Annotated in this window: 27 protein-coding genes and 2 pseudogenes; 21 read left to right on the forward strand and 8 right to left on the reverse strand. The window is 61.5% G+C overall.

Features of this window, described 5'->3' with window-relative positions:
• Positions 1-307: 307 nt before the first annotated feature.
• Both FJV80_RS28045 and FJV80_RS28050 read left to right on the forward strand, forming a co-directional pair.
• A complete protein-coding gene (locus tag FJV80_RS28045) occupies positions 308-1,246 on the forward strand; it encodes a kinase (RefSeq protein ID WP_142877996.1) in 939 nt (312 codons plus the stop codon).
• Entirely contained in the window at positions 1,240-2,295 is a 1,056-nt protein-coding gene (locus FJV80_RS28050) for a PLP-dependent cysteine synthase family protein (RefSeq protein ID WP_142877997.1), read from the forward strand. Before FJV80_RS28045 ends, FJV80_RS28050 begins: the two co-directional genes overlap by 7 nt.
• 13 nt (positions 2,296-2,308) lie before the next feature.
• Here FJV80_RS28050 and FJV80_RS28055 read toward each other — a convergent pair whose 3' ends face one another.
• Positions 2,309-3,571 carry a threonine synthase gene (locus tag FJV80_RS28055; protein ID WP_246689070.1) on the reverse strand — a complete coding sequence of 421 codons (1,263 nt, stop codon included), beginning with the start codon at positions 3,569-3,571 and terminating at the stop codon, positions 2,309-2,311.
• Positions 3,572-3,644: 73 nt separating this feature from the next.
• On the opposite strand from FJV80_RS28055, the gene FJV80_RS28060 reads away from it, so the two are divergent.
• From FJV80_RS28060 to FJV80_RS28075, 4 genes are all read left to right on the forward strand, one after another.
• Positions 3,645-4,040 (forward strand): helix-turn-helix transcriptional regulator, encoded by a 396-nt coding sequence (locus FJV80_RS28060; RefSeq protein WP_348628974.1) that lies wholly within the window; start codon positions 3,645-3,647, stop codon positions 4,038-4,040.
• A gap of 165 nt (positions 4,041-4,205) precedes the next feature.
• Entirely contained in the window at positions 4,206-4,934 is a 729-nt protein-coding gene (locus tag FJV80_RS28065) for a LuxR family transcriptional regulator (RefSeq protein ID WP_095789518.1), read from the forward strand.
• 65 nt (positions 4,935-4,999) lie between these two features.
• A complete protein-coding gene (locus FJV80_RS28070; protein ID WP_142877999.1) occupies positions 5,000-5,614 on the forward strand; it encodes an acyl-homoserine-lactone synthase in 615 nt (204 codons plus the stop codon).
• Between the two features lie 214 nt (positions 5,615-5,828).
• Positions 5,829-6,434, forward strand: coding sequence for a response regulator transcription factor (locus FJV80_RS28075; protein WP_245437842.1), 606 nt, complete (start codon positions 5,829-5,831; stop codon positions 6,432-6,434).
• Between the two features lie 80 nt (positions 6,435-6,514).
• Here FJV80_RS28075 and FJV80_RS28080 read toward each other — a convergent pair whose 3' ends face one another.
• The 3 genes from FJV80_RS28080 to FJV80_RS28090 are packed head-to-tail and all read right to left on the reverse strand — an operon-like array spanning position 6,515 to position 8,758.
• Entirely contained in the window at positions 6,515-7,279 is a 765-nt protein-coding gene (locus FJV80_RS28080) for an amino acid ABC transporter ATP-binding protein (RefSeq protein WP_095789521.1), read from the reverse strand.
• Entirely contained in the window at positions 7,279-7,938 is a 660-nt protein-coding gene (gene ehuD / locus FJV80_RS28085) for an ectoine/hydroxyectoine ABC transporter permease subunit EhuD (RefSeq protein ID WP_095789522.1), read from the reverse strand. Before ehuD ends, FJV80_RS28080 begins: the two co-directional genes overlap by 1 nt.
• Positions 7,928-8,758 carry an amino acid ABC transporter permease gene (locus FJV80_RS28090; RefSeq protein ID WP_245437841.1) on the reverse strand — a complete coding sequence of 277 codons (831 nt, stop codon included), beginning with the start codon at positions 8,756-8,758 and terminating at the stop codon, positions 7,928-7,930. The genes ehuD and FJV80_RS28090 overlap by 11 nt, the downstream gene beginning before the upstream one ends.
• A 260-nt stretch (positions 8,759-9,018) precedes the next feature.
• Between FJV80_RS28090 and trbB the strand changes: the two genes are divergently transcribed.
• The 11 genes from trbB to FJV80_RS28145 are packed head-to-tail and all read left to right on the forward strand — an operon-like array spanning position 9,019 to position 18,639.
• Complete coding sequence (gene trbB / locus FJV80_RS28095; protein WP_095789524.1) at positions 9,019-10,002, forward strand: P-type conjugative transfer ATPase TrbB; 984 nt, start codon at positions 9,019-9,021, stop codon at positions 10,000-10,002.
• Positions 9,999-10,334, forward strand: coding sequence for a TrbC/VirB2 family protein (locus tag FJV80_RS28100; RefSeq protein WP_095789525.1), 336 nt, complete (start codon positions 9,999-10,001; stop codon positions 10,332-10,334). Before trbB ends, FJV80_RS28100 begins: the two co-directional genes overlap by 4 nt.
• Positions 10,334-10,615: a VirB3 family type IV secretion system protein gene (locus FJV80_RS28105; protein WP_095793393.1), complete on the forward strand. Its 282-nt coding sequence runs from the start codon at positions 10,334-10,336 to the stop codon at positions 10,613-10,615. The genes FJV80_RS28100 and FJV80_RS28105 overlap by 1 nt, the downstream gene beginning before the upstream one ends.
• Positions 10,616-10,625: 10 nt before the next feature.
• Entirely contained in the window at positions 10,626-13,082 is a 2,457-nt protein-coding gene (trbE, locus tag FJV80_RS28110; protein WP_142878000.1) for a conjugal transfer protein TrbE, read from the forward strand.
• Positions 13,079-13,837, forward strand: coding sequence for a P-type conjugative transfer protein TrbJ (trbJ, locus tag FJV80_RS28115; protein ID WP_095774552.1), 759 nt, complete (start codon positions 13,079-13,081; stop codon positions 13,835-13,837). The genes trbE and trbJ overlap by 4 nt, the downstream gene beginning before the upstream one ends.
• A gap of 11 nt (positions 13,838-13,848) precedes the next feature.
• On the forward strand, positions 13,849-14,160 hold the full coding sequence (gene trbK-alt / locus FJV80_RS28120) for a putative entry exclusion protein TrbK-alt (protein ID WP_095774686.1): 312 nt from the start codon (positions 13,849-13,851) through the stop codon (positions 14,158-14,160).
• A 2-nt stretch (positions 14,161-14,162) separates the two neighbouring features.
• Positions 14,163-15,527, forward strand: a complete 1,365-nt coding sequence (gene trbL / locus FJV80_RS28125; RefSeq protein ID WP_142878001.1) for a P-type conjugative transfer protein TrbL — start codon at positions 14,163-14,165, stop codon at positions 15,525-15,527.
• A 3-nt stretch (positions 15,528-15,530) separates the two neighbouring features.
• Positions 15,531-16,220 (forward strand): conjugal transfer protein TrbF, encoded by a 690-nt coding sequence (trbF, locus tag FJV80_RS28130; protein WP_095789529.1) that lies wholly within the window; start codon positions 15,531-15,533, stop codon positions 16,218-16,220.
• Complete coding sequence (gene trbG, locus FJV80_RS28135; RefSeq protein WP_142878002.1) at positions 16,217-17,278, forward strand: P-type conjugative transfer protein TrbG; 1,062 nt, start codon at positions 16,217-16,219, stop codon at positions 17,276-17,278. Before trbF ends, trbG begins: the two co-directional genes overlap by 4 nt.
• Positions 17,275-18,414 (forward strand): TrbI/VirB10 family protein, encoded by a 1,140-nt coding sequence (locus tag FJV80_RS28140; RefSeq protein WP_142878003.1) that lies wholly within the window; start codon positions 17,275-17,277, stop codon positions 18,412-18,414. Before trbG ends, FJV80_RS28140 begins: the two co-directional genes overlap by 4 nt.
• Before the next feature lie 3 nt (positions 18,415-18,417).
• On the forward strand, positions 18,418-18,639 hold the full coding sequence (locus FJV80_RS28145) for a DUF2274 domain-containing protein (RefSeq protein WP_095774547.1): 222 nt from the start codon (positions 18,418-18,420) through the stop codon (positions 18,637-18,639).
• 33 nt (positions 18,640-18,672) lie between these two features.
• Here FJV80_RS28145 and FJV80_RS28150 read toward each other — a convergent pair whose 3' ends face one another.
• The gene (locus FJV80_RS28150) at positions 18,673-19,143 is read right to left on the reverse strand and encodes an Lrp/AsnC family transcriptional regulator (protein WP_095774546.1); all 471 of its coding nucleotides are present in this window, start codon (positions 19,141-19,143) and stop codon (positions 18,673-18,675) included.
• Between the two features lie 126 nt (positions 19,144-19,269).
• Here FJV80_RS28150 and FJV80_RS28155 point away from each other — a divergent pair, with 126 nt between their 5' ends.
• A complete protein-coding gene (locus tag FJV80_RS28155; RefSeq protein WP_142878013.1) occupies positions 19,270-21,675 on the forward strand; it encodes a transketolase in 2,406 nt (801 codons plus the stop codon).
• Positions 21,676-22,458: 783 nt separating this feature from the next.
• On the opposite strand, the pseudogene FJV80_RS35750 reads toward FJV80_RS28155, so the two are convergent.
• A pseudogene (locus FJV80_RS35750) lies at positions 22,459-22,594 on the reverse strand (DUF2231 domain-containing protein); the annotation flags it as partial.
• A gap of 134 nt (positions 22,595-22,728) precedes the next feature.
• Here FJV80_RS35750 and FJV80_RS35755 point away from each other — a divergent pair.
• Positions 22,729-22,863: a hypothetical protein gene (locus FJV80_RS35755; protein ID WP_348643999.1), complete on the forward strand. Its 135-nt coding sequence runs from the start codon at positions 22,729-22,731 to the stop codon at positions 22,861-22,863.
• Here FJV80_RS35755 and FJV80_RS28170 read toward each other — a convergent pair.
• Both FJV80_RS28170 and FJV80_RS28175 read right to left on the reverse strand, forming a co-directional pair.
• A pseudogene (locus FJV80_RS28170) lies at positions 22,836-23,016 on the reverse strand (LysR family transcriptional regulator); the annotation flags it as partial. The gene FJV80_RS35755 and the pseudogene FJV80_RS28170 overlap by 28 nt on opposite strands.
• 197 nt (positions 23,017-23,213) lie before the next feature.
• Positions 23,214-23,504: a DUF982 domain-containing protein gene (locus FJV80_RS28175; RefSeq protein WP_095774545.1), complete on the reverse strand. Its 291-nt coding sequence runs from the start codon at positions 23,502-23,504 to the stop codon at positions 23,214-23,216.
• Between the two features lie 878 nt (positions 23,505-24,382).
• Between FJV80_RS28175 and FJV80_RS28185 the strand changes: the two genes are divergently transcribed.
• Both FJV80_RS28185 and FJV80_RS28190 read left to right on the forward strand, forming a co-directional pair.
• Entirely contained in the window at positions 24,383-24,982 is a 600-nt protein-coding gene (locus FJV80_RS28185) for a cupin domain-containing protein (RefSeq protein ID WP_095774544.1), read from the forward strand.
• A gap of 405 nt (positions 24,983-25,387) precedes the next feature.
• Positions 25,388-25,591, forward strand: coding sequence for a hypothetical protein (locus tag FJV80_RS28190; RefSeq protein ID WP_095789532.1), 204 nt, complete (start codon positions 25,388-25,390; stop codon positions 25,589-25,591).
• The last annotated feature ends 412 nt before the right edge of the window (positions 25,592-26,003 follow it).

The raw sequence follows: 26,003 nt of genomic DNA on the forward strand, positions 1-26,003 counted from the left end.
AGCCGGCTCAGCCAGCCTCGGAGAGACCAGGAACAAGGCTCTCGCTTGTCGTCGATGGGGATGAGCGACCTGGCGGAAGTCGATCTTGGGAGAGGGCAGATCATAGCCAGGCTGCGAGCTCCGGCTTTGATGTCCATGGATGCAACTGAGCCCGTTGCGCAGACTTGCGCGACGATAATGCTGACAAGCCTCCATCCGCTAAGCGCATGCGCGATTTAAGCGCAGTCAATACCGGAATCCATTGAGGGCGGCTGTCATTCACTTCCGCCATTTCTCTCCATGGCCCGTGAATGCGGTGGAGATGGCTATGGCGATCGATGGCGATTTGGCGATCCGTGACGGATCGCAGCCCCTGGCCGGAACGGCAACCGCAATCGCGCATCACGGAGAACTTATCCAGGGCGTCTTCCAAGGGGACGACGGGCATCTTCAACGCGGCCTGGTGACACTGCCGATTGCCGGGTTGAAATCGGAGGCGACCTTTGTCTTGGGCGTTGGCAAGGGGATCATTGTCCATCCCGATCACAAGGTCAAAGCGGCGGCGGCCGCGCGGCTGACGCTTGATCTTTTGAGTGTCAGCAGCGGCGGCGAGCTGACACTTCACAGCTCGATCCCGGTCGGGCACGGCTATGGCTCATCGACAGCCGACGTTGTCGCCTCGATCCGCGCTGTGGCTGCTGCTATCAAAGTCCAGTTGCGGCCATTGAGCGTCGGCCGTCTCGCCGTCGCCGCCGAGCGTGCAAGCGATGCTATCGCCTATGATGATCAGGCTGTCCTGTTTGCGCAGCGTGAAGGCACCGTGATCGAAAACTTCGGCGGCTCCTTGCCGCCGCTGTTGCTGGTGGGATTCAAGGCGAACGGCGGCACCCCAGTCGACACGTTGCAGCTGTCGCCCGCCCACTATGACAGTACCGAAATTCAGCAATTCGGCGTGCTTCGGACTTTGGCGGCGCGGGCCGTTCGCTTTCAGGACCCTCAACTTCTTGGACGCGCCGCCTCGGCCAGTGCCCTGATCAGTCAACGGCATCTGCCGAAACAGGGTTTCAACGAGGTCGTCCAGATCGCCGACGAAGCCGGAGCGTGCGGTGTGCAGGTCGCCCATAGCGGCTCTCTGTTCGGTGTCATTTTTGACCTCTCCGACGCGTCCCTGAGACGAAAGGCGACCCTTGTCGCGCGGAAAGCAGAACAGGCCGGGTTCACGGACGTCGAGCGTCATCTGGTCAACGGGGAGGGGTGGCAATGGTAGCCATCGATGCCGACTATTTCAGAGACCTGGAGACGCCCCGTCTGGCTCACCTGTCGTCAAATCTTGTCGCTGCCGCCTTTCCGCTGATGAAACTAATGCCGGCCCGACACATTCTGGATCGCGCCGCGTCGAACGGCGAGTTGAAGCCTGGCGCGCATATTGTCGAGACGACGTCAGGCACATTCGGAATGGCGGTGGCGCTGCTCGCCGCGGCGCGCGGCTATCGGCTTACGCTCGTCACCGCCTCGACGCTGATCGACGCCAAATACAAGGCGCGCCTCGAGCGCATCGGCGCCTCGGTCATCGCGTTGGACGATCCCCGTGGTGATGGCAACCAGCCCGGCAGGCTTGAGTGTCTTCATGACATCCTGGCCAGGGAGCCGGACGGCTTCTGGACGCGTCAATACGATAGTCCGGGAAATTGGCTCGCCTATGCGCGGCTGGCCGAGCTTCTGATCCGCGCGATGGGTCGGATTGACTGCCTTGTCGGTTGTATCGGCACAGGCGGCTCGCTTTGTGGCACTGCCTGGTTTTTGCGAACCATCTTTCCCCATCTCACTGTTTTCGCCGTCGATACCCACCACAGCATCCTGTTTGGTCAACCCGTTGGCAAACGCATGCTGCGCGGGCTGGGCAACAGCGTGTTGCCGAAGAATGTTCGCCACGAACTGGTCGACGAGATCCATTGGGTCGGTGCCTACCCAGCCTATATGGCGGCTCATCGTTTGCTGCGCGATCACGGCATCTTCATGGGGCCGACCAGTGGCGCCGCCGCGCTGGTGGCACAATGGGTTGCAACCAAACACCCGGATGCCCAGGTCGCCGCCATCATGCCGGACGAAGGTCACCGACATATCGAGACTGTCTACAATGACGACTGGCTCTCGAGCTTGCCTGGCTGGCCATGCGCGCAAGTCAGCGAACCGAATACACTTTCAATCATCGCGCCAAGGGCAGAAACACAATGGACGCGCTTTGTCTGGAACCGCCGCAGCCTGGCCGAGGTGCTGGAAACACAGGCAGCCGTGAAGGCCCAGACGAGCGACTAACTTGCCCGGCGTTTTAGGAGGCGAGCCGGGGCTCATTGGCATCCAGCCAGCGCCAGGCATCCTGGGTTGTCTGGAAAATCCGATCATTCCTGTCCTGCGTGACGGACCGGTCGAGATCCTTCAGTCCGCTGGCAGTCACAACCGCAACCACGCGGTCTGTCGGCGCGATTATGCCTTGGCGCCTCAATGTAGAGATCGCAATAAGCGGCGTGACCGATGCGAGCTCGGCAAAGATGCCTTCGTCGCGGGCAAGCTGCTCCTGCATTGCGACAAGCCCCTGGTTGCCAACGGGTACGGCATGGCCGCACGAGTCCCGAAGTGCCTTCAGTGCCTGGAAGGTGCTGCGCGGCGTGCCGATCGAAACGGCAAGGCTCTCGAAGGCCATCGGGCGCTCCGGCAGTGCATCGGCGCCGCTGGCAAGCGCCGCCGCCAGTGACCCGTGCACTTCCGCCGCAACGAGTCGCGGCAGACGGGCGATCGCGCCTTGCGCGAACAGCTCGCAAAATCCTGCCCAGACGCCAGACAAAGCATCGCCATAGCAGACCGGCAGCACGCACCAGTCCGGCGCGGTGCCTCCCGATTGCTCGACGATCTCATAGGCGATGGTTTTGTAGCCCTCGATGCCGAGTGGATGGCTTCCAACGACCGGCCCGTGATAGGGCGAGGCTATGAACCAGTCATAGCGGTCAGCCGCCTGCGCAAGCAGCGACCATCGGTCCATTTTGCTGACCAGCGGCACAACCGTCGCGCCGTATTTGCGGATTTGCGAGAGCATGGCGCCGGCTGATCCCGCGAACGTGGTGACGATGCATTTCAGTCCAGCTCGGGCAGCGTAAGCCGCCAGCGAGGCGCCGGCGTTTCCCGAAGAGGCGGTTGCGACAATTTTTGCGCCTCGCGCACGCGCAATGCTGACGGCCACTGTTGAGAAGCGGTCCTTGTGCGACCAGGTCGGGTTTCGTCCTTCGTCCTTAATCACGAGGTTTGCCACGCCGACAAAGGCGCCGATGCGCGGCGCTGCCAGCAACGGTGTTTGACCTTCGCCCAGCGTCACGGCCTCCTCGGCCGCGCAAGGCAGCATATGCGCGAAACGCCATAGCGAGCCTTGGGCGGTAGCTCCATCGAAGGGATGTGGCTGGTGGGCCGGATAGACCGGCCGAAGATTTGCCGGCGCGGTCTCACGACACTTTTCGCACCCCCGGGAGTCTATGGCGAGATCGCCGGGGTAGGAAACGCCACATCGGATGCAGACGAATTTCTGGACTCGGCTTTTGTCCACTTCGGGTCCGCTCCCGTCGTCCGGGGAATGCTCCGACACGTCGCCCAAGAGCTCGCGAAACGGCAGGCTCGCCATGGCAATTCCTTTTTCAGGGAACGATGAATTCGCCTGTCGTTTCAAACAGCCAGCAGCACGGCTGTCAATGCAGAATGTGCACTATAGTGTGTCGCACCAGAGTGTGCGCCGTAGCATCCGTTGCTTGATGAATCTTCGCGGCGTTTTTGGTCTGAACGTGCAGCGGCTGCGCAGGGAAAGAAAACTCTCGCAGGAGCAGTTGTCTTTCATTTCGGGGCGCACGCGGGCTTATATCAGCAGCGTCGAGGCTGGACGCCGCAACGCCACTCTGGATACGGTCGAAATCCTGGCAAAGGCCTTGGGCGTCGAACCGGCGGCGCTGATCTCGGCAGGCCCAGGACATCGGCGACCCGCTCGCGTGATGAAGCAGGTTGCTTCAAAGTCAGCCGAGTGACGCGATCGGATTCGATAGGTTATTGAACCGACTAAGATTTCTTTGTATTTGCGCCGGCTAATTGACTCCTTCAGTATACATTCGCAGCAAGTCCCATTGAAGATCGTGTCTCTACTCGCTTAAGTTGTTGCCGGGGTTGGGCCTGACTTTCGTCGAGGTCTGCCAATGGAAAACGATAGTATTGCTCAGCTCTTTGCGGCGATCTCAAGGATCGACACGGGGCGGTCGGCGGTTGCAATCCTGCAAGAGTTTCGCTCCGCAATGGCGCGCTACGGATTGCGTCATTTCCTCATTACCGGTTTGCCCGTGCCGCATGATACGGCCTGGCAGCGCGAGATTTTGGGCGATGGCTGGCCGCCCGAATGGTTTTTCCGCTACCTTGAGGAAGATCATTTTCTGCATGATCCCTGCGTAGCTCAGTGCCGGCATTCGCCGCAACCGTTCCTGTGGAGCGACCTTCCGGCAGGAAGGATGATTGCGCGCGCGAAACTGGTGATGGACGAGGCGGCGGAGTTTGGCATGCGAGATGGCATCTGTGTCCCCATCCACGTACCGCTGGCGGGTCCAGGCGTCGTCACGGCGGCGAGCGACCGGATCGACGTGCCACTGAGCGCAATGCCTCTTATCGAAACGCTCTGCGTCCACACATTCCGACGTCTCTCGGGGCTGGAGGCGAGCGGCCAAGGCAGTGATGCCAGGCCTTTGACAGGGCGCGAGCGCGAACTCCTGCAGTGGAGCGCACAAGGCAAATCGAACGAAGACATTGCCTGCATCCTCGGGGTAACCAGGAACACGGTCGAGAGTCACCAACGAAACATTCGCGGCAAGCTCGATGCGATCAATGTCTCGCATGCCATCGTCAAAGCTCTGCGACGGCAGGAAATCCAGATTTAGCAATACCTGAATACCGTCATACGTGCGCCAAGCGCGGTTTCCTACGACCTCCGCCTGGAGGCGTCATGGTCCGTATTCATCTGGTTACCTGGTCAAACAGGAAGCACTACAGGAAACTTCTGGAGCGCTATTTTCGCATAAGGTACGACATCTACGTCAGGCAGAGGCAGTGGCGCGCCGTCGCGCGGCCCATCAACATCGAGATCGACGCCTTCGATAACGAGCATGCGCTCTATCTTCTCGCGCTTGATACCAACGGCAAGATCGTCGGTGGTTCGCGCCTGGTCCCAACGCTGGAGCCGCATTTGATGAGCGAAGTATTTCCAGGTCTCGCCGGGGGAACGCCTCCGCGAGCCGCGGAAATATTCGAATGGACGCGTTTCTTCGTCATCCCTTCGCTTCGTACCCAAGGTGCCTCCTCCCCTGTCGCGGGCGTGGTCCTGTGCGGTCTTCTCGAAGCGGCTCTAAGACTCGGAATCCGACAGATCAGCGTTGTCTGCGAAGCGTTCTGGCCGAAACGTCTGCGCGCCCTTGGCTGGACCCTGACAGAGCTGGGCGAGGTTCTTGAACATCCCGACGGTGACATTGTCGCACTTCTGATCGATGTCACGCTTCAGGCCATCCAAGCGACGCGCCGTGCCTATTCTATCAGCGGCGCCATACTCGCGGATGAGGCTTGACTAGGCCGATACGCGATTGTTAGCGAAGGAGTTCGCGGACCGCCGATAGTGTGGCGTATTGTGTCGGGCCCACGAGCGCGGTAGTCAGCCCTATGGCGCGGCAAACCCGGTTTTTCCCCTTATGAGGCCCCTTGTCCTGATTTCCTCACAGGATCCGGATTTCTTTCTGGTCTTCGGACACATACTCTCGGTCGCGGGCTTCGACACGCAGCTAATGACCGAGGACAAGGAAGTCACCCGCCTCATCGAGGTGGCAAAGCCGCTCGCGGTGATCCTGGACTGCCATCCAGGGGAGCGTGCCATCGCAAAACAGTGCATCAGGTTGAAGTCGACCCCAGCAACAAACGCCATCCCGGTCGCAGGCTTGGTCGCGCCACGTTCCGGCAAGTTGCATCTGGACCTGATCAAGGCTGGCGTCGACGAGATATTTTCACGGCCGTTCGCGCCCGAGCAACTTCTGACCTGGCTGCATGGCAAGGCCGGCCTTGCACGGTTATCGCGTGAGACAGGGACCGGAGATCTGGTGCAGGGTGATTTTCGTCTGGAACGAGCGACCCACCGAACCTTCTTCAAGCAGAAGGAAATCACGATGCCGCCGATCGAGTTCAAGCTGTTGCGCAGCCTTTTGGCGAACCCCGGCAAGGTTATCGGCCGGGAAGAACTCGTGGCGACGGCGTGGCCGGAACATGCTGCCGCAACCGACGTGCGGGGCGTCGACGTGCATATCGCACGGTTGCGCAAAAGGCTTCGCGCGGCCGTCGGAAGCGATGTGATCAGAACCGTCCGGTCGGCGGGCTACGCGTTCGCGCCGGACTGGTAACCCGCCCGGCATTGCCCGCGACAAGCGACCAATCGCCGTTGCTCGACCAGTTGCCGCTCCGCCCGTCCGAAACGGCCTGCTCAATGTCTCAGGATCGTATCCAGGAACAGCCGGGCGCGCGGATGAACGGCTGTTGAGAAAAAGTCTTCGCAGGAAGCGTGCTCGACAAGGCGGCCTGCGTCCATGAAAACAACCTCGTCGGCGACTTCACGCGCGAAGGCCATCTCGTGGGTGACGCAGACCATGGTCATACCATCTCGCGCCAGAGCGGTCATGACGTCGAGCACCTCCTTGATCATTTCGGGGTCGAGAGCCGAGGTGGGTTCATCGAAAAGTATGATGCTGGGATTAAGGCAAAGAGCGCGCGCGATCGCCACCCGCTGTTGCTGACCGCCAGACAGCTGGCCGGGATAGGCGTTCGCCTTTTCAGGGATGCGCACCGCTTTCAGCTGATGCATAGCGATCTCCTCCGCCTCGCGCATCGATTTGCCAAGGACTCGCCGCAAAGCCAGAGTGCAGTTGGCGAGTACGCTCAGGTGGGGAAAGAGGTTGAAGCTCTGGAACACCATGCCTGTTTGCCGCCGCGCAACGGCGGTGTTGCGAGCGCTTTGTCCGAGCGTCACCCCTTCCAGCTGAATGGTTCCTTTCTGAAAGCGCTCAAGACCGTTGATGCACCGGATCAGGGTCGACTTGCCCGAGCCGGAGGGACCGCAAACGACAATGCGCGCGCCCGTGCGGATGGTCAGATCGATATCGTTCAAGACATGCAATGCGCCGAACCACTTGTTCAGTCCTTCGATCTGGACCAGGGGTTCTGCCTGAACGGCCGCAACGGGAGAGAGCATTAGCGGCGTCCAGTTGCAAGCAGGCGCTGCTCGACGCGCTTGACCCCATAAGAGACGACAAGCGCCAGCGCCAGGAACAGCAAACCGGCGACGGTCAGTGGCTCGGCGTATCGATAGGTTTCAGAAGCGATATCAAAGGCACGGCCCAGCATTTCCGGCACGGCCAGGACCGCCAGATAAGGCGTCGCCTTGAGAATCGATACCAGGTAGTTGCCGAGCGGCGCGGCGATGTTGCGCAGCATCTGCGGCGCGATGACGAAAACCACCGTATCGCGCCGGCTGAGCGATAATGCTCGCGCTGCTTCCTGCTGGCCCTTGGGGATAGCATCAATGCCAGCCTTGAAGACCTCGGCCAGGTACCCGCTGTAGTAGAGGCTGAGGGCCAGGACGCCGACTGTCATGGCACCAAGACGGATCCCATAGAAAGGCAGGACGAAGTATATGAAATAGAGCCAGGCCAGAACCGGCGTGGAGCGGATGAAGTCGATCAGGAAGCGCACCGCAAAGCCGGGCGCGCCACCGCTGCGACGGATTATTTCGAAGGTGAAGCCGACAGCCGAAGCGCCAACACAACTCAAAACGGTGGCAAACAGGGTGGCACCAATCGCGCCGACAATGATCGGGATCGTCGACAACGCAAAGCCCACGTCAAATCCCACGCGACGGTCCTTTTTCGACGTTGACACGAGCCTCGAGCCAGCGGCCGGCAAGCGTGATCGGATAGCAGACGACAAAGAACGCAAGCAGCAGCGCCGAATAGATCGCGACCGGATTGTTCTGGGTCTGCGCGATCTCCTTGGCGCGGAACGTCATGTCCGTCAGCGTTACCAGCGACACCAGCGCCGTCGCCTTGACGAGCTGTATGAGGGTGTTGACGAAGGTCGGGCTCATGGCAACCAGCGCCTGCGGCAGTTCGACCAGGAGCAGGATCTGCGCGCGCGAGAGGCCGAGCGCCATGCCAGCTTCTCGCTGGCCGGCAGGCAGGGACTGAAGGCCAGCGCGCACAGCCTGGCTGGCATAGCCGCCGGCGTTGAGACCGAGCACCAGCGCACTGACGGTCAGCGCTGATAAAGTGACCCCGACCACTGGCAGCACATAGTAAAAGACAAAGAGCAGGACGACGACGGCGGAACTGCGCCAGAACTCGATCACCGCGGTCACCAGAAAGCGCGTTAAACCGGTGGTTAGAAACTGCGCGATGCCGAAGACCAGCGCGAACGGAACCGCAAAGACCAGGCCATAGGCCGTAACCGTCGCCGTGGTGCGAACGCCTTGCAAAATGCCCAACCAGATCTCGAACGTGCTCACTAGGCGTCTCAACCCTCCACGGCATATGGTGATGGTAGCGCCGGCGATGCCGGCTTTCTTCGGGTGCACCTGACGAGGATGGCTGCACGCGCAGAGGCTGACGCTCCCGAACCTGGCCACATGGCAATCCTCCGTCTGGTGATGGGGACGATCCTGTATGACCAGGGCCATCGCCAGCCTCTCATAGGCGCGGAAACTGTCATCTGTCAATAAATATGAACTTATTATTGCATATGTTCACATTAGACGGAACCTTTTCCGACGCCCGAACCGGCCTGGTGGCCTTGGATCGATGGGGCCGCCGTTCGCCTCTCTTTGCACGCTGCGCCTCGACGCCTGCCGAAACCTGTTGAATCGGACTGATCCACAGCTCTTTTGATCATCCCGCGACCGGGGCTTTTTGACGTATTCCCGGCTCGGACGGGAACACGATGGTCATCTCGTACAACAACACCGAAGGACACACACGCAGTTCGCGCATGCTGCGCACCGCGCTCGGGCCGGCCATCGCCCGGTTCCTTGACGACGCCGCTATCGTGGAAGTGATGCTGAACCCAGATGGCCGCATCTGGGTGGACAGGCTTTCCCAAGGCCTCGCCGATACGGGGGAAACGCTGACGCCTGCCGATGGTGAGCGGATCGTGCGGCTCGTCGCGCATCATGTCGGCGCCGAAGTGCATCCCCGTTCCCCCCGGGTCTCGGCGGAGTTGCCGGAAACCGGCGAGCGTTTCGAAGGCTTGTTGCCGCCGGTCGTCGCAGCACCTGCCTTCGCGATCCGCAAACCCGCGGTCGCCGTGTTCACGCTCGATGACTATGTCGCGACATGCGTCATGACCCGCAGCCAGGCCGCAATCCTGCGCGCCGCCGTTGCTGGCCGCGCAAACATCCTCGTTGCAGGCGGCACCTCGACCGGCAAGACGACGCTGACCAACGCGCTGCTCGCCGAGGTGGCGAAGGGAACGGACCGGGTCGTCATCATCGAGGACACCCGCGAACTGCAATGCGCCGCTCCCAACCTTGTCGCAATGCGCACCAAGGATGGCGTCGCCACGCTCTCCGATCTGGTTCGCTCCTCGTTGCGCCTGCGGCCCGACCGCATCCCCATCGGCGAGGTGCGCGGCGCCGAGGCGCTCGACCTGCTCAAGGCCTGGGGCACCGGGCACCCCGGCGGTATCGGCACCTTGCATGCCGGTTCCGGGATCGGCGCGCTCCGCCGGCTGGAACAGCTTATCCAGGAAGCCGTCGTCACCGTCCCACGCGCGCTGATTGCCGACACGATCGACCTTGTCGCAGTCCTTGCCGGACGGGGTTCCGCACGGCGGCTGGCCGAACTCACGCGCGTCGAGGGGCTCGGTCCTGATGGCGACTACTGCACCGTTGAAGCCACCTTGAACAACACAGGAGAGAACTCATGATCCGCACACTTGCGCGCGCATCCCGCAACCTCGCGACCACGGCCGGGATCACCCTTGCCGTCAGCTTCATGATCGCGCCGGTAGCCCATGCGTCAGGCTCGTCGATGCCGTGGGAACAGCCGCTCGAGAAGATCCTGCAATCGATCGAAGGGCCGGTCTCCAAGATCATCGCCGTCATCATCATCATCGTCACGGGCCTGACGCTGGCGTTTGGCGACTCCTCTGGCGGCTTTAGGCGGCTGATCCAGATCGTCTTTGGCCTCTCGATCGCCTTTGCCGCATCGAGCTTCTTTCTGTCGTTCTTTTCTTTCGGTGGCGGGGCGTTGATCTGATGGCAACGGCTTTCGAACAACTCGATGCCGTGCCGGGCTGGACGGTCCCCGTTCACCGGGCGCTGACCGAGCACATCCTGCTTGGCGGCGCGCCACGCGCCATCGCGATCCTGAACGGCACGCTTGCCGGTGCGGTCGGCCTTGGGCTGAGGCTCTGGCTGGTCGGTCTCATCATCTGGGCGCTCGGCCATTTCACGGCGGTCTGGGCCGCCAGGCGCGATCCGCTGTTTTTCGAAGTCGGGCGCCGGCACCTGCGGCTGCCCGCACATCTTTCGGTTTGAGGGTCTCGGCATGATGAACCTTGCCGAATATCGTCGGACCGCCAGCGGCCTGGCCGATTATCTGCCTTGGGTCGCCCTTGTCGCGCCCGGTGTCGTGCTCAACAAGGACGGCAGCTTCCAGCGCACCGCGACGTTTCGTGGCCCCGATCTCGATTCCGCCGTTGCAGCCGAACTGGTTGCGGTGGCCTCGCGCATCAACAATGCCTTTCGTCGCCTCGGCTCGGGCTGGAGCATCTTCGTCGAGGCGCAGCGCCATGAAGCCGCGACGTATCCCGAGACCCAGTTTCCCGACGCCGCCTCCGGCCTGCTCGACGCCGAGCGCAAAGCCGATTTCGAAGAAGCGGGGGTTCATTTCGTCTCGAGCTACTTTCTAACCTTGCTTTTCCTGCCGCCGCCTGAAGACGCGGCGCGTGCCGAAGGATGGCTTTACGAAGGTCGCGAGCAATCAAGCGTGGATCCTCGCGCGATCCTGCGCGCCTTTGTCGACCGGACAGAGCGCGTGCTGTCCCTGCTCGACGGATTCATGCCTGAATGCCAGTGGCTCGATGACGGACAAACGCTGACCTATCTGCATTCGACGGTCTCGACCAAACGCCACCGGTTGCGGGTTCCCGAGACGCCGATCTACCTCGATGCGCTCGTGGCCGATGAGGTGCTGACGGGCGGCCTCGAGCCACGCCTTGGCCACCAGCATCTTCGCGTGCTGACCATCGTCGGCTTCCCGACCGCGACAACGCCCGGCCTGCTTGACGATCTCAATCGGCTCGCCTTCCCGTACCGCTGGGCGACGCGGGCGATCCTGCTCGACAAGACCGATGCCGCCAGGCTCCTGACCAGGATCCGGCGCCAGTGGTTTGCCAAGCGCAAGAGCATTGCCTCGATCCTCAAGGAGGTGATGACCAACGAGACGTCCGTGCTCGTCGACACCGACGCCGCCAACAAGGCGGCGGACGCCGACGAGGCGCTGCAGGAACTCGGCGCCGACATGTCGGGCATGGCCTATGTCACCGCGACCGTCGCTGTATGGGATGCCGACCCGCGCGTGGCTGACGAGAAATTGCGGCTTGTCGAGAAAGTCATCCAGGGTCGCGACTTCACGACAATCATCGAGACTGTCAACGCCGTCGAGGCCTGGCTCGGCTCCTTGCCCGGGCACGCCTATGCCAACGTCCGCCAGCCTCCCGTCTCAACGCTCAATCTTGCTCACATGGTCCCACTCTCTGCCGTGTGGGCGGGGCCGGAACGGGACGAGCATCTGGTCAGTCCTCCCTTGCTTTACGGCAAGACAGAAGGCTCGACCCCATTCCGGTTGGTCCTGCATGTCGGCGATGTCGGCCATACCCTGGTCGTTGGCCCTACAGGCGCCGGCAAGTCGGTGCTGCTCGCGCTGATGGCCCTGCAGTTCCGCCGCTACGACAAGGCCCAGGTTTTCGCCTTCGACTTCGGCGGTTCGATCCGCGCCGCCGCGCTCGCTATGCGCGGTGACTGGCACGATCTGGGTGGCGGGCTTGCCGAGAGCGTGGAGGCATCCGTTTCGCTGCAGCCGCTGGCCCGCATTCACGACACATATGAGCGCGCCTGGGCCGCCGACTGGATCGTCGCGATGCTCACACGCCAGGGCCTCCAGATTAATCCAGATGCCAAGGAGCATATCTGGGCCGCGCTGACATCGCTTGCGTCGGCGCCGGTCGAGGAACGCACCCTCACTGGCGTTAGCGTGCTGTTGCAGGCCAATGAGCTGAAGCAGGCGCTGCGCCCCTATTGTGTTGGCGGCCCTTACGGCCGGCTGCTTGACGCCGAGACCGAACATCTCGGACACGCATCCGTGCAGGCGTTCGAAATCGAGGGCCTCATCGGCACGCAAGCCGCACCAGCCGTGCTCTCCTACCTGTTCCATCGCATAGGCGACCGGCTCGACGGCCGTCCGACGCTGCTCATCATCGACGAAGGCTGGCTTGCCCTCGACGATGCGGGGTTCGCCGGTCAATTGCGCGAATGGCTGAAGACGTTGCGCAAGAAGAACGCCAGCGTCGTCTTCGCCACCCAGTCGCTGTCCGACATCGACAGTTCGAACATCGCGCCGGCGATCATCGAAAGTTGTCCGACCAGGCTGTTGCTGCCGAACGAGCGCGCGATCGAGCCGCAGATCACGGATATCTATCGCCGCTTCGGTCTCAACGATCGCCAGATAGAAATCCTGGCGCGCGCGACGCCCAAGCGCGACTATTACTGCCAGTCGCGGCGCGGCAATCGGCTGTTCGAACTGGGCCTCTCCGAAATCGGCCTCGCGCTTTGCGCTGCATCCTCCAAGGCGGATCAGGCCCTGATCGCCAGCATCGTGGCCGAACATGGTCGCGACGACTTCCTGCCGGCCTGGCTGCGCGCCCGAGACGTTGGCTGGGCCGCTGACCTCATTGCCGGGCTTTCTAACCTGAACCTACAAACGCAAAAGGAGTCTCAGTCATGAATACTTATCGTTTGCGCGCGCGCTCTCTTGCCCTTGGCGCCATGCTCTGCGCGCCGCTCGCGATCGCACCGGTGCTGCTGACAACGCCAGCCCAGGCGTTCATCGTTTTCGATCCTTCCAACTACGCCCAGAACGTTCTGACGGCCGCGCGGTCGCTTCAGCAGGTGACGAACCAGATCACCTCGCTGCAGAACCAGGCGCAGATGCTGATCAACCAGGGCCGCAATCTCGCGAGCTTGCCCTTCTCTTCACTGCAGGCGCTGCAGCAATCGGTACAACGCACGCAACAGCTGCTCAACCAGGCGCAGAACATCGCCTTCAATGTCGAGCAGGTCGACAGGATGTTCCAGGAGAAATACGGGAAGGTTTCTCTGTCCGCGCCGGAGCAGCAGCTTGTCGCGGACGCGCGCTCGCGATGGCAAAATACAGTCGGTGGTCTTCAGGACGCCATGCGTGTGCAGGCGGGAGCCGTCGCAAACATCGACACCAACCGCGTGCAGATGTCGTCGCTGGTCGGAGCCAGCCAATCGGCGACGGGCGCGCTGCAGGCGACGCAAGCCGGCAATCAGCTTCTGGCGCTGCAGGCCCAGCAGCTCGCTGACCTGACGGCTGTTGTCGCCGCCAACGGCCGCGCCGCGGCGTTGAGCGAAGCGGAACGCTCCGCGGCCGCCGAACAGGGACGCGAGCAGCGTCGTCGCTTTTTGCGCGCCGGATCCGGCTACCAGGCCGGCAATGGCGCGATGTTCAACCGCTGAGGTTGCGCGACGTGGATGGCAAGATACTCCTTCGCCTGGGCGCCGTCGTCTTCGTCGCGGCGGCGATCGCGGCTGCCCCGCTCGAAATGACCCGCGACAGGCAAACGCCGGACGGTTCTGGTTCGCCGGCCCCGGTCACGCTGGCGCCAAGTGCGCTGCGTGAAGGCCTTCGCCACTGCCAGAGCCTTGGCGAGGCCGCGCTCCTTGACAAGGATTGTTCGCGCCTGTGGGCCGCGCAACGTGATCGCTTCCTCGGCTTCAGATCACCGTCGGCGGGCCAGGCATTGGGCGCCCCAGGTTCGAGTGGCCAAGGGAAACGATAGACATGGGCAACACCGGCGTCATTGACCAGTTCCTCGCTACGTTCACGCGCTATATCGACAGCGGCTTCGGCCTGCTCGGCGGCGAAGTCGCCTTCGTCGCTACCACGCTCATCGTCATCGACGTGACGCTTGCCGCGCTTTTCTGGAGCTGGGGCGCCGATGACGACATTCTGGCCCGGCTCATCAAGAAGACGCTTTTCGTCGGTGTCTTCGCCTATCTGATTTCCAACTGGAACAGCCTGGCGCGCATCGTTTTTGAAAGTTTCTCAGGTCTTGGCCTGAAAGCCAGCGGCACCTCCTTCACGGTCGAGGACCTGCTGCGGCCCGGCAAGGTGGCGCAAACCGGCCTCGATGCCGGGCGGCCGTTGCTCGAAGCCATCTCGGGCCTGATGGGCTATGTCTCCTTCTTCGAGAATTTCATCCAGATCGCCTGCCTGCTCTTCGCCTGGGCGCTGGTGCTGCTCGCCTTCTTCATCCTGTCCGTGCAGCTTTTCGTCACGCTGATCGAATTCAAGCTGTCGACGCTGGCTGGCTTCGTCCTCATCCCGTTTGGTCTCTTCGGCAAGACGGCCTTCATGGCCGAGCGGGTGCTTGGCAACGTCATCTCGTCCGGTATCAAGGTGCTGGTGCTGGCCGTCGTCATCGGTATCGGCTCGACGCTGTTTGGGGAATTTACCCAAGGCTTTGGCGGCGAGAGCCCGACCATCGATCAAGCCATGGCGATTGTTCTGGCGGCGCTGTCGTTGCTTGGCCTCGGCATATTCGGCCCCGGGATCGCGAACGGCATTGTCTCAGGCGGACCGCAGCTCGGCGCCGGCGCGGCCGTCGCCACCGGTCTTGCAGCGGGTGGCATGACGCTTGCCGGGTTCGGCGCAGCCGGTCTGGCGGCGCGGGGCGGGGCGTCAGCGTTGTCGGGAGCGGCGTCGGCAGCGCGCGGCGCGCCCGCGCTCGCCGGTGGCGGCTCGGCGGCTTTCATGCTCGCGGCGGCCGGCCAGGCCGGCGCCGCCGGCCTCGCCTCCGGCGCGGGCGGCATCGCAAGCGCCGGCGCCTCCGCTGCCGTTTCACCACTCAAGCGCGCCGCGGCACGCGCCGGCCAGTCATTCAAGGCGAGCTTCACCGCCGGCGCCAGTTCGGCGGCCGGGATCACTGGTGGATCTTCAACCATGGGTACGGTTGGCAATGCCGCTTCGCCGCCTACGGTTCCTTCTTCCTGGGTCGGCAATCCATCCGGCACCCAGCCCGAATGGGCCAAACGCCTGCAGCGATCCCAGCGTCTGTCACACGGCGCCCAGACTGCCGCCCATGCCGTGCGGGGCGGCGACAGCCACGGCGGCGGCGCTTCAATTTCTCTTTCTGAAGGCGAATAACCAATGAATGTCTTTCGGCGCCCAGCCGTTCACTACGGCAAGATCCCTCGACCGGAAACGCCTTATCAGAAGGCAGCCCAAATCTGGGATGAGCGCATCGGTTCCGCGCGCGTTCAGGCAAGGAACTGGCGTGCCATGGCTTTCGGGTCGCTGATCCTGTCGACCGGCCTCGCCGCCGCCCTTGTCTGGCTGTCGGCGCGTGGCACTGTCGTGCCCTGGGTGGTGCAGGTCGATGCGCTGGGACAGGCGCAGGCGACCGCGCCCGCGATCGCCGGCTACAAGCCGACCGATCCTCAGATTGCGTGGCATCTCGCCCGTTTCGTCGAACAGGTGCGCTCCATCCCTTCTGATGCGATCATCGTGCGCCAGGACTGGCTGCGTGCCTACGAATGGACCACCGACCAGGGTGCCGCCGCGCTCAACGACTACGCTCGCGCCAACGATCCGTTCTCCAAGGTCGGCAAGCAGCAGGTTTCGGTAGAGGTGTCGTCGGTCATCCGCGCCTCGCCGGATTCGTTTCGTGTCGCCTGGATCGAGCGGCACTACGACCATGGGCAGCTCTCGGGAACGGAGCGCTGGACCGGAATCCTGACAATCGTCATGCAGCCGCCGAGCGACGCGGAACGGCTTCGCGCCAATCCGCTCGGAATCTACGTCAACGCCATCAACTGGTCGCGGGAGATGAGCCAATGAGCCTCAGATTGCGTGTTGTCGCTGTCCCTTCACTCAGAGGATACCTGCTGTCGACCGCGCTGGTGTCGGCAGCAGCATTCCTCGCAGGGTGCGCCGCGACGCCAACAAAGCCGCCGAACATCCGCTACGATCCCTATGTGCCGCCCTTGGCCGCTCTGCCGAAGATCGCACGCGAAGAACGACCAAGGCCGCTGCTCATGCCCCCGGCCTGGGCTCCCGCGCGCGGCGGTGGCGCCGGCAACACACCGACCGCGCGGGTGGAGAACGCCAATGCCGTAGCGCGTGTAGAGCCGCGCCGGAAGGGCTACTACAACGCCATCCAGATCTATCCCTGGAGCGAGGGCGCGCTCTATCAGGTCTATGCCTCACCCGGTCAGATAACCGACATAGCTCTCGAGCCCGGCGAGAGCCTTGCAGGCGAGGGTCCGATCGCGGCAGGGGATACGGCGCGCTGGATCATCGGTGACACCGAAAGCGGATCGGGCATTACCCGGCGCGTGCATGTCCTGGTGAAACCCTCGCGGGCCGACATCAAGACCAATCTCGTCATCGCCACGGATCGGCGCAGCTATATGCTCGAACTGCGCGCGGGGGCCAAGACCTACATGCCCGCCGTCGCATGGTCCTACCCGGCGCCGCGGGCCGGTTCGCGACAAGCCATCCCGACGACGCCGTTGATACCCGACATGGCCGCGCGCAATTACCGCTACGGCCTGACAGGCGATGCGCCACCCTGGAAGCCCGTCAGCGTCTTTGACGATGGCCGCAAGGTTTATGTCGCGTTTCCGCGTGGAATCGTGCAAGGCGAGATGCCGCCGATCTTCGTCATCGGCCCGGACGGCGAAGCCGAGATCGCCAACAGCCGCGTCTACCAGAACATCCTGATCGTCGACCGCCTCTTCGGCGCGGCCGAACTGCGTCTTGGCAGCGGCAAGCGGCAGCAGACGGTAAGGATTGTCCGACTCGACGGACGAGCACAGGGCCGGCTGCGGCAAATGCCGAGCGTCGGCCGCGTTGGAACGGCCGGCGCAAAAACAGGCGGAGGGGAGCAGCCATGACCGATAGCGATGTTGCCGCCGAACCGATGCGGCTTCGCGCCGACCCGCCGCGCGTGACCCGCCTGTCGCGCAAGGTGCTCGCCAGTATAGGCTTGGCCACCTCGCTCAGCATTGGCGTTGCGCTGGTGTACGCTCTGCGGGACGGCGACACGAGCAAACAAGGCGACGAGCTGATTTCGACGTCAAATCGTCAGCCCGCCGATGGGTTGGCAAGCTTGCCGCGCGACTATTCCGGCCCGATCCTCGGGCCGCCGCTGCCTGGCGATCTCGGCAGGCCGATCCTCGATGCGCAAAACAAGGGACAGTCACCGATGATCGCGACCCCCGCGGTGGACGAGGCAGAGCAGCGCCGGGTGACAGAAGAGGAGGCGGCCAGAACGTCGCATGTCTTCTTCCAGGAAGGACAAGGAAGCGCAACGATCGCCGATACATCTGGATCGCTTGCCATGCCAAACCTCGGCGAGCCCGCCGGGCAGGCCGGCCAGCCGAATGCGCAGGACCGCCAATCCGCTTTCCTCAACACCGCGGCGGATCGCCAGACCGTGGCTCCCGATCGCGTCATGCCCCCGGCGTCACCTTATGTGCTCCAGGCCGGCGCTGTAATCCCGGCTGCGCTCGTCACAGGCATCCGCTCGGATCTGCCCGGCCAAATCAGCGCCCAGGTAACGGAGAATGTCTATGACAGCCCGACCGGCCGGGCGCTGCTCATTCCACAGGGAACACGCATTGTAGGCCAGTACGACAACGGGGTTGGGTTCGGGCAACGCCGCGTGCTGCTTGTCTGGAACCGGCTGATTTTTCCCGATGGACACTCCATCGTTCTGGAACGGCAGCCCGGCACGGATCCGCAGGGCTATGCCGGTCTAGAGGATGGTGTCGACTACCATTGGGGAGAGCTGTTCAAGGCAGCGACGCTGTCGACGCTCCTGAGCGTCGGCGCGCAGGCGGGCTCGTCCGGCCAGGAAAGCGAAATTGCGCGCGCGCTGCGAGACGGCGCCTCCGACAGCGTCAGTCGGGTCGGCCAGCAGATCGTCCAGCGCCAGCTCGACATCGCGCCAACGCTTGCGATCAGACCGGGATTCCCGGTTCGCGTCCTCGTCACCCGCGACCTTGTGCTTGAACCTTACGGAGGCTGAAGAATGGCCAAGTTGAAACTGGCTGCGATCACCGACGACAGGCCGGTCAAGATCACGGTGGAGTTGCCGGCTCCGCTGCATCGCGACCTGGTGAGATATGCAGAGATTCTCGGGCGCGAGGTGGGGCAACCCTCTGCTGATCCTTTGCGTCTGATCGCGCCGATGCTTGAGCGGTTCATCGCGACCGATCGCGGCTTTGCGAAAGCCAAGAAAGAGAAGCCCTGATCCAGGGACGCCGCCAAAGCGCACGTCAAGGGTCTACTCGATAGGCAGCGGTTGCGCGTGCTTCACTTGCCCCAAGGCAAAGCTCGATTCTATCGAAGCGACCCCTTCGAGCCGGGTGAGGGTGCGCTTCAGAAAGGCCTCATAGGCCTGCAGGTCCTTTACGACAATGCGCAACAGATAGTCACGCTGTCCTGTCATCAGGTAGCACTCGACGATTTCCGGCCAGCGTTGGACGGCCTTCGCGAAACGGTCGAGTTCCTCTTCGCGCTGCCGCTCGAGCTTGATCGAGGCGAATACGCTGATGGGCAATCCGACTTTCAACTGATCGACGATCGCGACATAGCTTGTAATGACACCGGCCGCTTCCAGATTGCGGACCCTGCGGGCACAGGGGGACGGTGACAATCCCACCGCCTCGCTCAGTTGCTCGCTTGTCGCATGCGCGTTGGATTGCAAGACTGTCAGGATCTTGCGGTCAATATCATCGAGAGCCATGCTTGACATTTTTGGTCTCCAGAGCCGGCAAGGTTCGCTGATATAGCCAATCGTGTGGCATTTTACAGCGCAAATTGGCCAAAATCGCTTTTGGTGGTGGTCTATGGTCGGGTCCGTCAAATGAGGGCGGCGAAGATGGACACACAACAGCTCAAATTGCTGGCGGCGCTGGAGAAAAAGGTGCTGTGGCTCTCCACCTGGATGATCCACAACGCCAATCACATCCGGCCCAACGAAGACGGGCTGAAGGTCGGCGGCCACCAGTCATCGTCCGCTTCGCTGGCGACGATTATGACGGTTCTCTACTTCGCGGTTCTTCGGCCGCAGGACAGGGTTGCGGTCAAGCCGCACGCCAGTCCTGTGTTTCACGCCATCCAGTATCTTTTCGGCAATCAGAGCCGCGAAAAGCTGGAGAATTTTCGCGGCTACAAAGGGGCCCAATCCTATCCCTCGCGGACAAAGGATGCCGACGACGTCGACTTCTCGACCGGTTCCGTTGGCCTGGGCGTTGCCCAGACGCTGTTTGCGTCGATTGTGCAGGATTATCTTCACGCCAAGGGATTGGGCGCGCAACTGCCGGTTGGAAAGATGGTCGCCCTGATCGGCGACGCCGAGATGGACGAGGGCAATATTTTCGAGGCGCTTCTGGAGGGGTGGAAGCATGGCCTTCGCAACACATGGTGGATCGTGGACTACAACCGGCAAAGCCTCGACGCGGTCGTGCGCGAAGGCCTGTGGGAACGGTTCGAGTCGCTGTTCAGGAACTTCGGCTGGGACGTGGTCCTGGTCAAATACGGCCACTTGCTGGAAGCGGCTTTCTCAGAGGCGGGCGGCGCGACGCTCAAACAATGGCTGGATCATTGTCCTAACCAGCTCTATTCCGCGCTGACGTATCAAGGCGGCGCGGCGTGGCGAAAACGCCTGCTTGACGATATCGGCGACCAGGGTGCGGTATCCAAGCTCATAGAGAGCCGCAGCGACGAAGAGTTGGCTCGGCTGATGACCAATCTAGGTGGTCACGACTTGCCGACACTGGTCGAGGCCTTCGCCAACGCGCGCACGCATGATCGACCGGTTTGCTTCATCGCCTACACCGTCAAGGGCTTTGGTTTGCCGCTGGCCGGCCACAAGGACAATCATGCCGGGCTGATGACCAAGGCCCAGATTGACGAGTTGCGCGCTGCACACGGCGTCAGGGCGGGCAGGGAGTGGGAACCTTACGAAGGTCTTTCGCAAGTGTCGGATATCTCTGATTTTGTCCGCAACGCCCCCTTCAATGCCAAAGGCAGAAGACGCTACACATCGGTCCATATCGATGTGCCTGCCGTCCTAAATGTGCCTCTGCAACCGCAAATGTCGACCCAGCAGGGTTTCGGCTTGCTGATGCATGAGATCAGCAAGCGGGAGGACGAATTCGCGAGGCGCATCGTTACGACGTCGCCGGACGTCACCGTCTCGACCAATCTTGGCGCCTGGGTAAACCGCCTTGGGCTGTTTGCGCGCAACGAGATGGCCGATCTCTTTCGCAAGGAACGAATTCCATCGACTTTCAACTGGGATTTCTCACCCAAGGGACAACACATCGAACTCGGCATTGCCGAAATGAATCTCTTCATCCTGCTTTCGGCGCTCGGCCTTTCACACTCGGTCTTCGGCGAACGTCTGTTGCCGGTTGGAACGCTCTATGACCCATTCATCGAGCGCGGGCTCGATGCGTTGAACTACGCCTGCTACCAGGACGCTCGCTTCATCGTGGCCGCGACACCCTCAGGCGTGACGCTGGCGCCGGAAGGCGGCGCCCACCAGTCGATAGCAACGCCGCTCATCGGTATGGCGCAGGATGGTCTGGCCACTTTCGAGCCCGCCTTCGTCGACGAGCTGGCGACGATCATGCGGTTCTCGTTTGACTATGTTCAGCGCTCGGGAGATGCCGAGCCCGATGAGACCACCTGGCTACGGGACGCCGTTGGCGGCTCTGTCTATTGCAGGCTGTCTACGCGCTCGATCGAACAGCCGAGCCGCGAGATCGGGCCGGAGCTTTCCCGGCATATCGTCAACGGCGGCTACTGGATGCGCGAGCCTGGTCCGAACTCGGAAGTCGTGGTGATTTACACCGGGGCCGTTGCTCCCGAAGCCATTGAGGCAGTTGGCTTGATGGGCGAGGACAGGCGAGATGTCGGGCTGCTTGCTGTCACCTCGGCCGACCGGCTCAACGCCGGCTGGACCGCGGCCCTACTTGCGCGAGAACGTGGCGTTATTCACGCAAGAAGCCATGTCGAGAGACTCTTGGACCAGGTGCCTACGAACTGCACGCTGATCACAGTCGTTGACGGTCATCCGGTGACACTTGCTTGGATGGGATCTGTCGCGGGTCACCGCGTTCGACCGCTTGGCGTTGAGCATTTCGGGCAGACCGGCACTATCGCCCATCTTTATCGGCACTATGGCATCGATGCTCAGGGAATAGCGCGCGCGGCAGAGGCGATCTCCGGTGGCAGGCCAATCAGGCATGTGCGCGTCGACTGCTTTCCGCCCGCGTGATCGATCTCATCGTGACCCAACACATCCATGATCTGTCTGGTGGCGGAACACGGATTTAGCTTCAAGGTCCAATGAATAGCCGATATTTGCGCAAGCTCAAAGCAGCGGACCCCCAAGTGGCCTACGGAAGGTTCTGTCGCGCCGCCAAGCGCCGTCGCTTCTCGTTGACATCTTCCAGCACGTTGGCGGCCTCGAGAGCCTGCTGCGCGCGAGCCCATTCAACCTGCAGCATCTCAGGGCCGCCTTCCGTGACGAGGAGCGGAACACAATTGCCCACGATTTTCTGGAGCTTTGAGCAGGTTCAGAAAAGCTGCGGTCGTCGGCAGCATTCTTCTGAAGCTTCTCGAAAACAAGCTGCTTGCCTTCGCGCACACTGCTATCCGATGTTCGGTCACGGCCAAAGATTGCGACCGGCTTATGTGGACGATGTGGCAGAGGCGACCGTAGGAGCGTTGCAGAGTCGGAAACGCGTGCGATCAATGCGGCGGTCCTGGCGTCTACTTCTATAAGGAACTTCTCAGAACCGTTGCACACCCAGCCGGCCTTACACCCATTCTCGTTCCAGTGCCATTTGCTGCTTGGCACGTATTGGTATCGACGGCGCAAATGCTTGCGAGTTCATCCGTCACACCGAATCAAGTGGAACTGATTCAGATCGACAACATGTCATCGCAACAGATACCCGGCTTTGAAGAACTTGGTATTTCGCCAAGGCGAAGGCTCTTCGGCGCTACTCTGCGCCGCCACGATTGAGTGTCTCGAGATCGCGGTGGCGCTGGCCGATCAGTGCACCTCACCTGAGCCGTCGTCAGCGACACCTACGCGACGCTCGGGTAACCATTTCCCAACCCATCCAACCGGTGAACAGAAGGATGAGCACCACGATCAACGACAGCAGCAGTCCAGTGGGCACCACCGCCGCCAGGTTCGGTTTAGGCTGCACGCACTTTGGATCATGCAACCGGTTTGCATGGCGTGTGCCATGCTGTGGAGACGCCGCATGACCAGCAATCCGCGTAGCACGGTAAGCATTGCAGCCATCCGATCCACCCAATGCTGATTTCATTTCCGATAGCCTTCTTCGTAGCGACTCTCGTTTGCGACTTGAACGGCCAACCCTGCGTGGATCGCCGGTACTCGCTGGCTTCTTGGGGCAGGCGAGTCCTGAACGGAGCTCCGGTGGTGTGAACTTCTCCCTCGCGCGCCCAGTCCGGAATTCCATGATTGTCTATGACGATCCACCGGATGGGATCAGGCGTGCCCGCACGCAACGCGGCTAGTCGATCGCGAGATATGTAGACGCCGCTGAACAACTCCCCCCTTCAGGCCGTGAAGATTGAGTTGCAAATTCTGGGCCGGCACTAGCGCGTTGCATCGACGGTGCTAGATCCGTCCACAGGCTTGAGACCGCGGCGCCATGTTTGAAGCAGAGCCTCACCTATCGGCATCGAAAGAGATCACCGCTAAAGGCCATGTGCAGCAGCCGGATACCCAGCCGACGCCAAAATAGGAATTGCTTTTCGACGGCGAAGGCTTCCTCAGAGCAATTCGACGACGCCTGCCCGTTCCTTACCTTCGAACATCGCCGCTCCACTGGCGATTATGCCCGCCCAGCGTGCCCACGCAATGAAGGCTTCCCGAGCCGCTTTGGCCTCACAGCGGCCATCATATGCGGCGCAGCAGGCCTCGCAAGCGCATGCATGCAACTTGCTCCGCTTTTCAAAAGGCCACTCTTCGAGGAACTCGATCGCGTCCATCGCATCACGGATCGACCTCTTGCCGAAAGATGTGTCGTCGACCAGCAGCGGCGGTTCAAAAATGTCTGCCATACGTTCCTCCACTTAATTTTGCCATCGCGGCAGCGAGAAAGCCAACACCCAGAATGGGTCGGGTTCGCTCGCGGCGCCATCCGCAAGATATTGGATGCTCGATTTCCAGCTTCAAGGAACCAGCAATGACGGTCGCCGTTTAGGTTAAACTTCGATCTTTTGTCGCAGATGCGCGCGCTTTCGATCGAGGAAGCAGCTGGAAGGCATGGGTTGAAATTCACCGGCGGGCGGCATGAACGTCCGTAACCATGCCGGCATTATGACGGCAACTCAGCGGTGTCCTCAGAGGCGGCTTAACGCATTGATCGGGCGTGGCAATGGCGCACCCGTTGTCGAAAAAAAGCGGTCCTGCGCGCCTGACGACGGGCAGGACCGCAAGACCACCGCGCAGGTTGCCTTCGCAATCGAGCCCGAATGACCGACGCGGGAGAGGAATGCCGGTGAAGCTTGCCACAGTCCCACGTCGGCCACCGCGGCTTCTTGAGGGGTTGCCGCCCGTAGAAATCTACAACACCCCGAATGGCAGGCAACTCGTTGGTTAAAAACGTACAATGGAACCCTACCGGACCCATCGGACATCGGTTCGAGCTCTAAACCTGCCTGAAGTGCATTGGGCAGCGCTCCGAAGTCACGTTCGAGGATTTGGGGGACTTCGATCCCGACGACAAGATTATTCGCCAGGTCATCGGACGTTAAGCGGCACGCGACGTCTGAGCTGAACATGCCGACCGCAAAAAGTTTTTGTCGGGAAATCCACCAGATTTCGCACTTATCCTGCATGGCAACTGGAGCCAGGCCTGCCAAGCAGGCGGAACCGGTGGACCTTGAAGCATGTTAAACTGAAAGGCTTTTGCATCTATCCGGTGGAGACCGCATTGATGAGCATCCTGCAAACCACCAAAAAGGCGATCGAGTCCATCACCGGTTTCGCGACACCGAGCAAAGACGAAGTCGCCGCCTTCGTGAGGCAGCGAAAATCGAACGAGTTCCGGTTTGTTGACGACGGGCTGGTGCCCAATCATCCGTCCTGGCCGCTTGTTATTTATCGCGGTGCGGTGAAGCTGCCGGAGAGGCTTGATCCGGCCGCCGTCATGGAGGTGATTTTCAAAACAAACGGTTGGGACCATAGCTGGCGAAATGGCATCTATGACTACGTCCACTACCATTCGCAAATACACGAGGTCCTAGGGGTTGCGCGCGGGACGGCCAAGGTCCGGTTTGGCGGTAAGAAGGGGCGGACGCTGACGGTGAAGGCCGGCGACGTGGCGATTCTCCCGGCAGGGACCGGGCACCAATGTCTCGCTTCATCCGATGATTTTTTGGTGGTAGGCGCATATCCCCGGTTCGGCGCTTACGACGAATGTACCACCAAGGATCAGCACGATGATGCGGTCGCGACCATCCCAACTGTTGGCCGTCCTCGTAAAGACCCCCTATACGGAAGCAAGGGTTCCCTGATGACGAGTTGGAAGCGCTAAGGTCTCGGACCAGGGAAAACATGTCTTGAATGGCTGTGAATGACCGCAACGGGCAAGCACGGGTCCGCGAGTATGAGTGTTTCGCGCGATGATGTTCGCGCTTGATGTACTCGGCCCAGATTATTCGTTCAATGTCGAGGACGATGCAAAGTCCGAAATGGTCGGGGCGTGCAACTTCGTTTGGCGTCGACTTTTTCGAGATATGCGCAGCAAGCAGCCCAGAGCCTTTCCTCATTGATGAATATTCGGCCGCGTCCATGACAGCTGCGCGCTTTCCAGAATTGATTTCTTTTGGCGCGGGCATCGACGCTCTCCTCCGGTCAGGGCGGCTGCCGGCTTGTAGAGAGGTTACCGTCATGCTTTGCTGCATGAGCAAGGTTTCAAGCTTCTTCGCTGGGAGTACCTATGGCGGCTGCGAAGTATTATGTTTTCAAAGAAGGGGACCGCTGGAAGATCCGTTACGACGGGAAGGAATACCCATACCATTCCAACGGCGATGCCGTGTTGGCCGCCATCAAGGCTGCGAAAGCCGCCGCCTCACACGGTTACGAAGCCGAGGTCCTGACCCAGGGCATCGACCTGAAATGGCGGACGGAGTGGGCGAGTTAGCAGTTTCAGGCTTAGACGTCGCTGCTGAAAAATCCCTAACGCCGAAAAGGTCAAAACGCCAGGGATCCAGATCCACTCGGCTAAATGGTGCTGCTCTTTCATCGGTGACGAAGCTGCGCGCGGGCGCGTGGATAGATAACCTTTCCAGTGGTAGCGGTGGAAAAGCCAATCGGGTATGTGCAGAGTTTTGGGTCGGACCTTTTCAAACCTATGGGTCAACGAAGCCGGAAATCTCGAGGAGGAACGATCCCATTGCGTGACTAAGGAATGCGATCCGCACGGCATCTAAGGTCAAACGTATCACGGTAGAACAGCAAATTTAAGCAGCAGCATTTGCCGGCAACCCTCGTAGCCGTCACGCGAGTAAGAGCCAAATCGCTTTGCGGAACCTTTTCAAGCGCAATGCTTTACG

It is taken from the genome of Mesorhizobium sp. WSM4310 (genome assembly GCF_007003935.1).
Classification (GTDB): Bacteria; Pseudomonadota; Alphaproteobacteria; order Rhizobiales; family Rhizobiaceae; genus Mesorhizobium.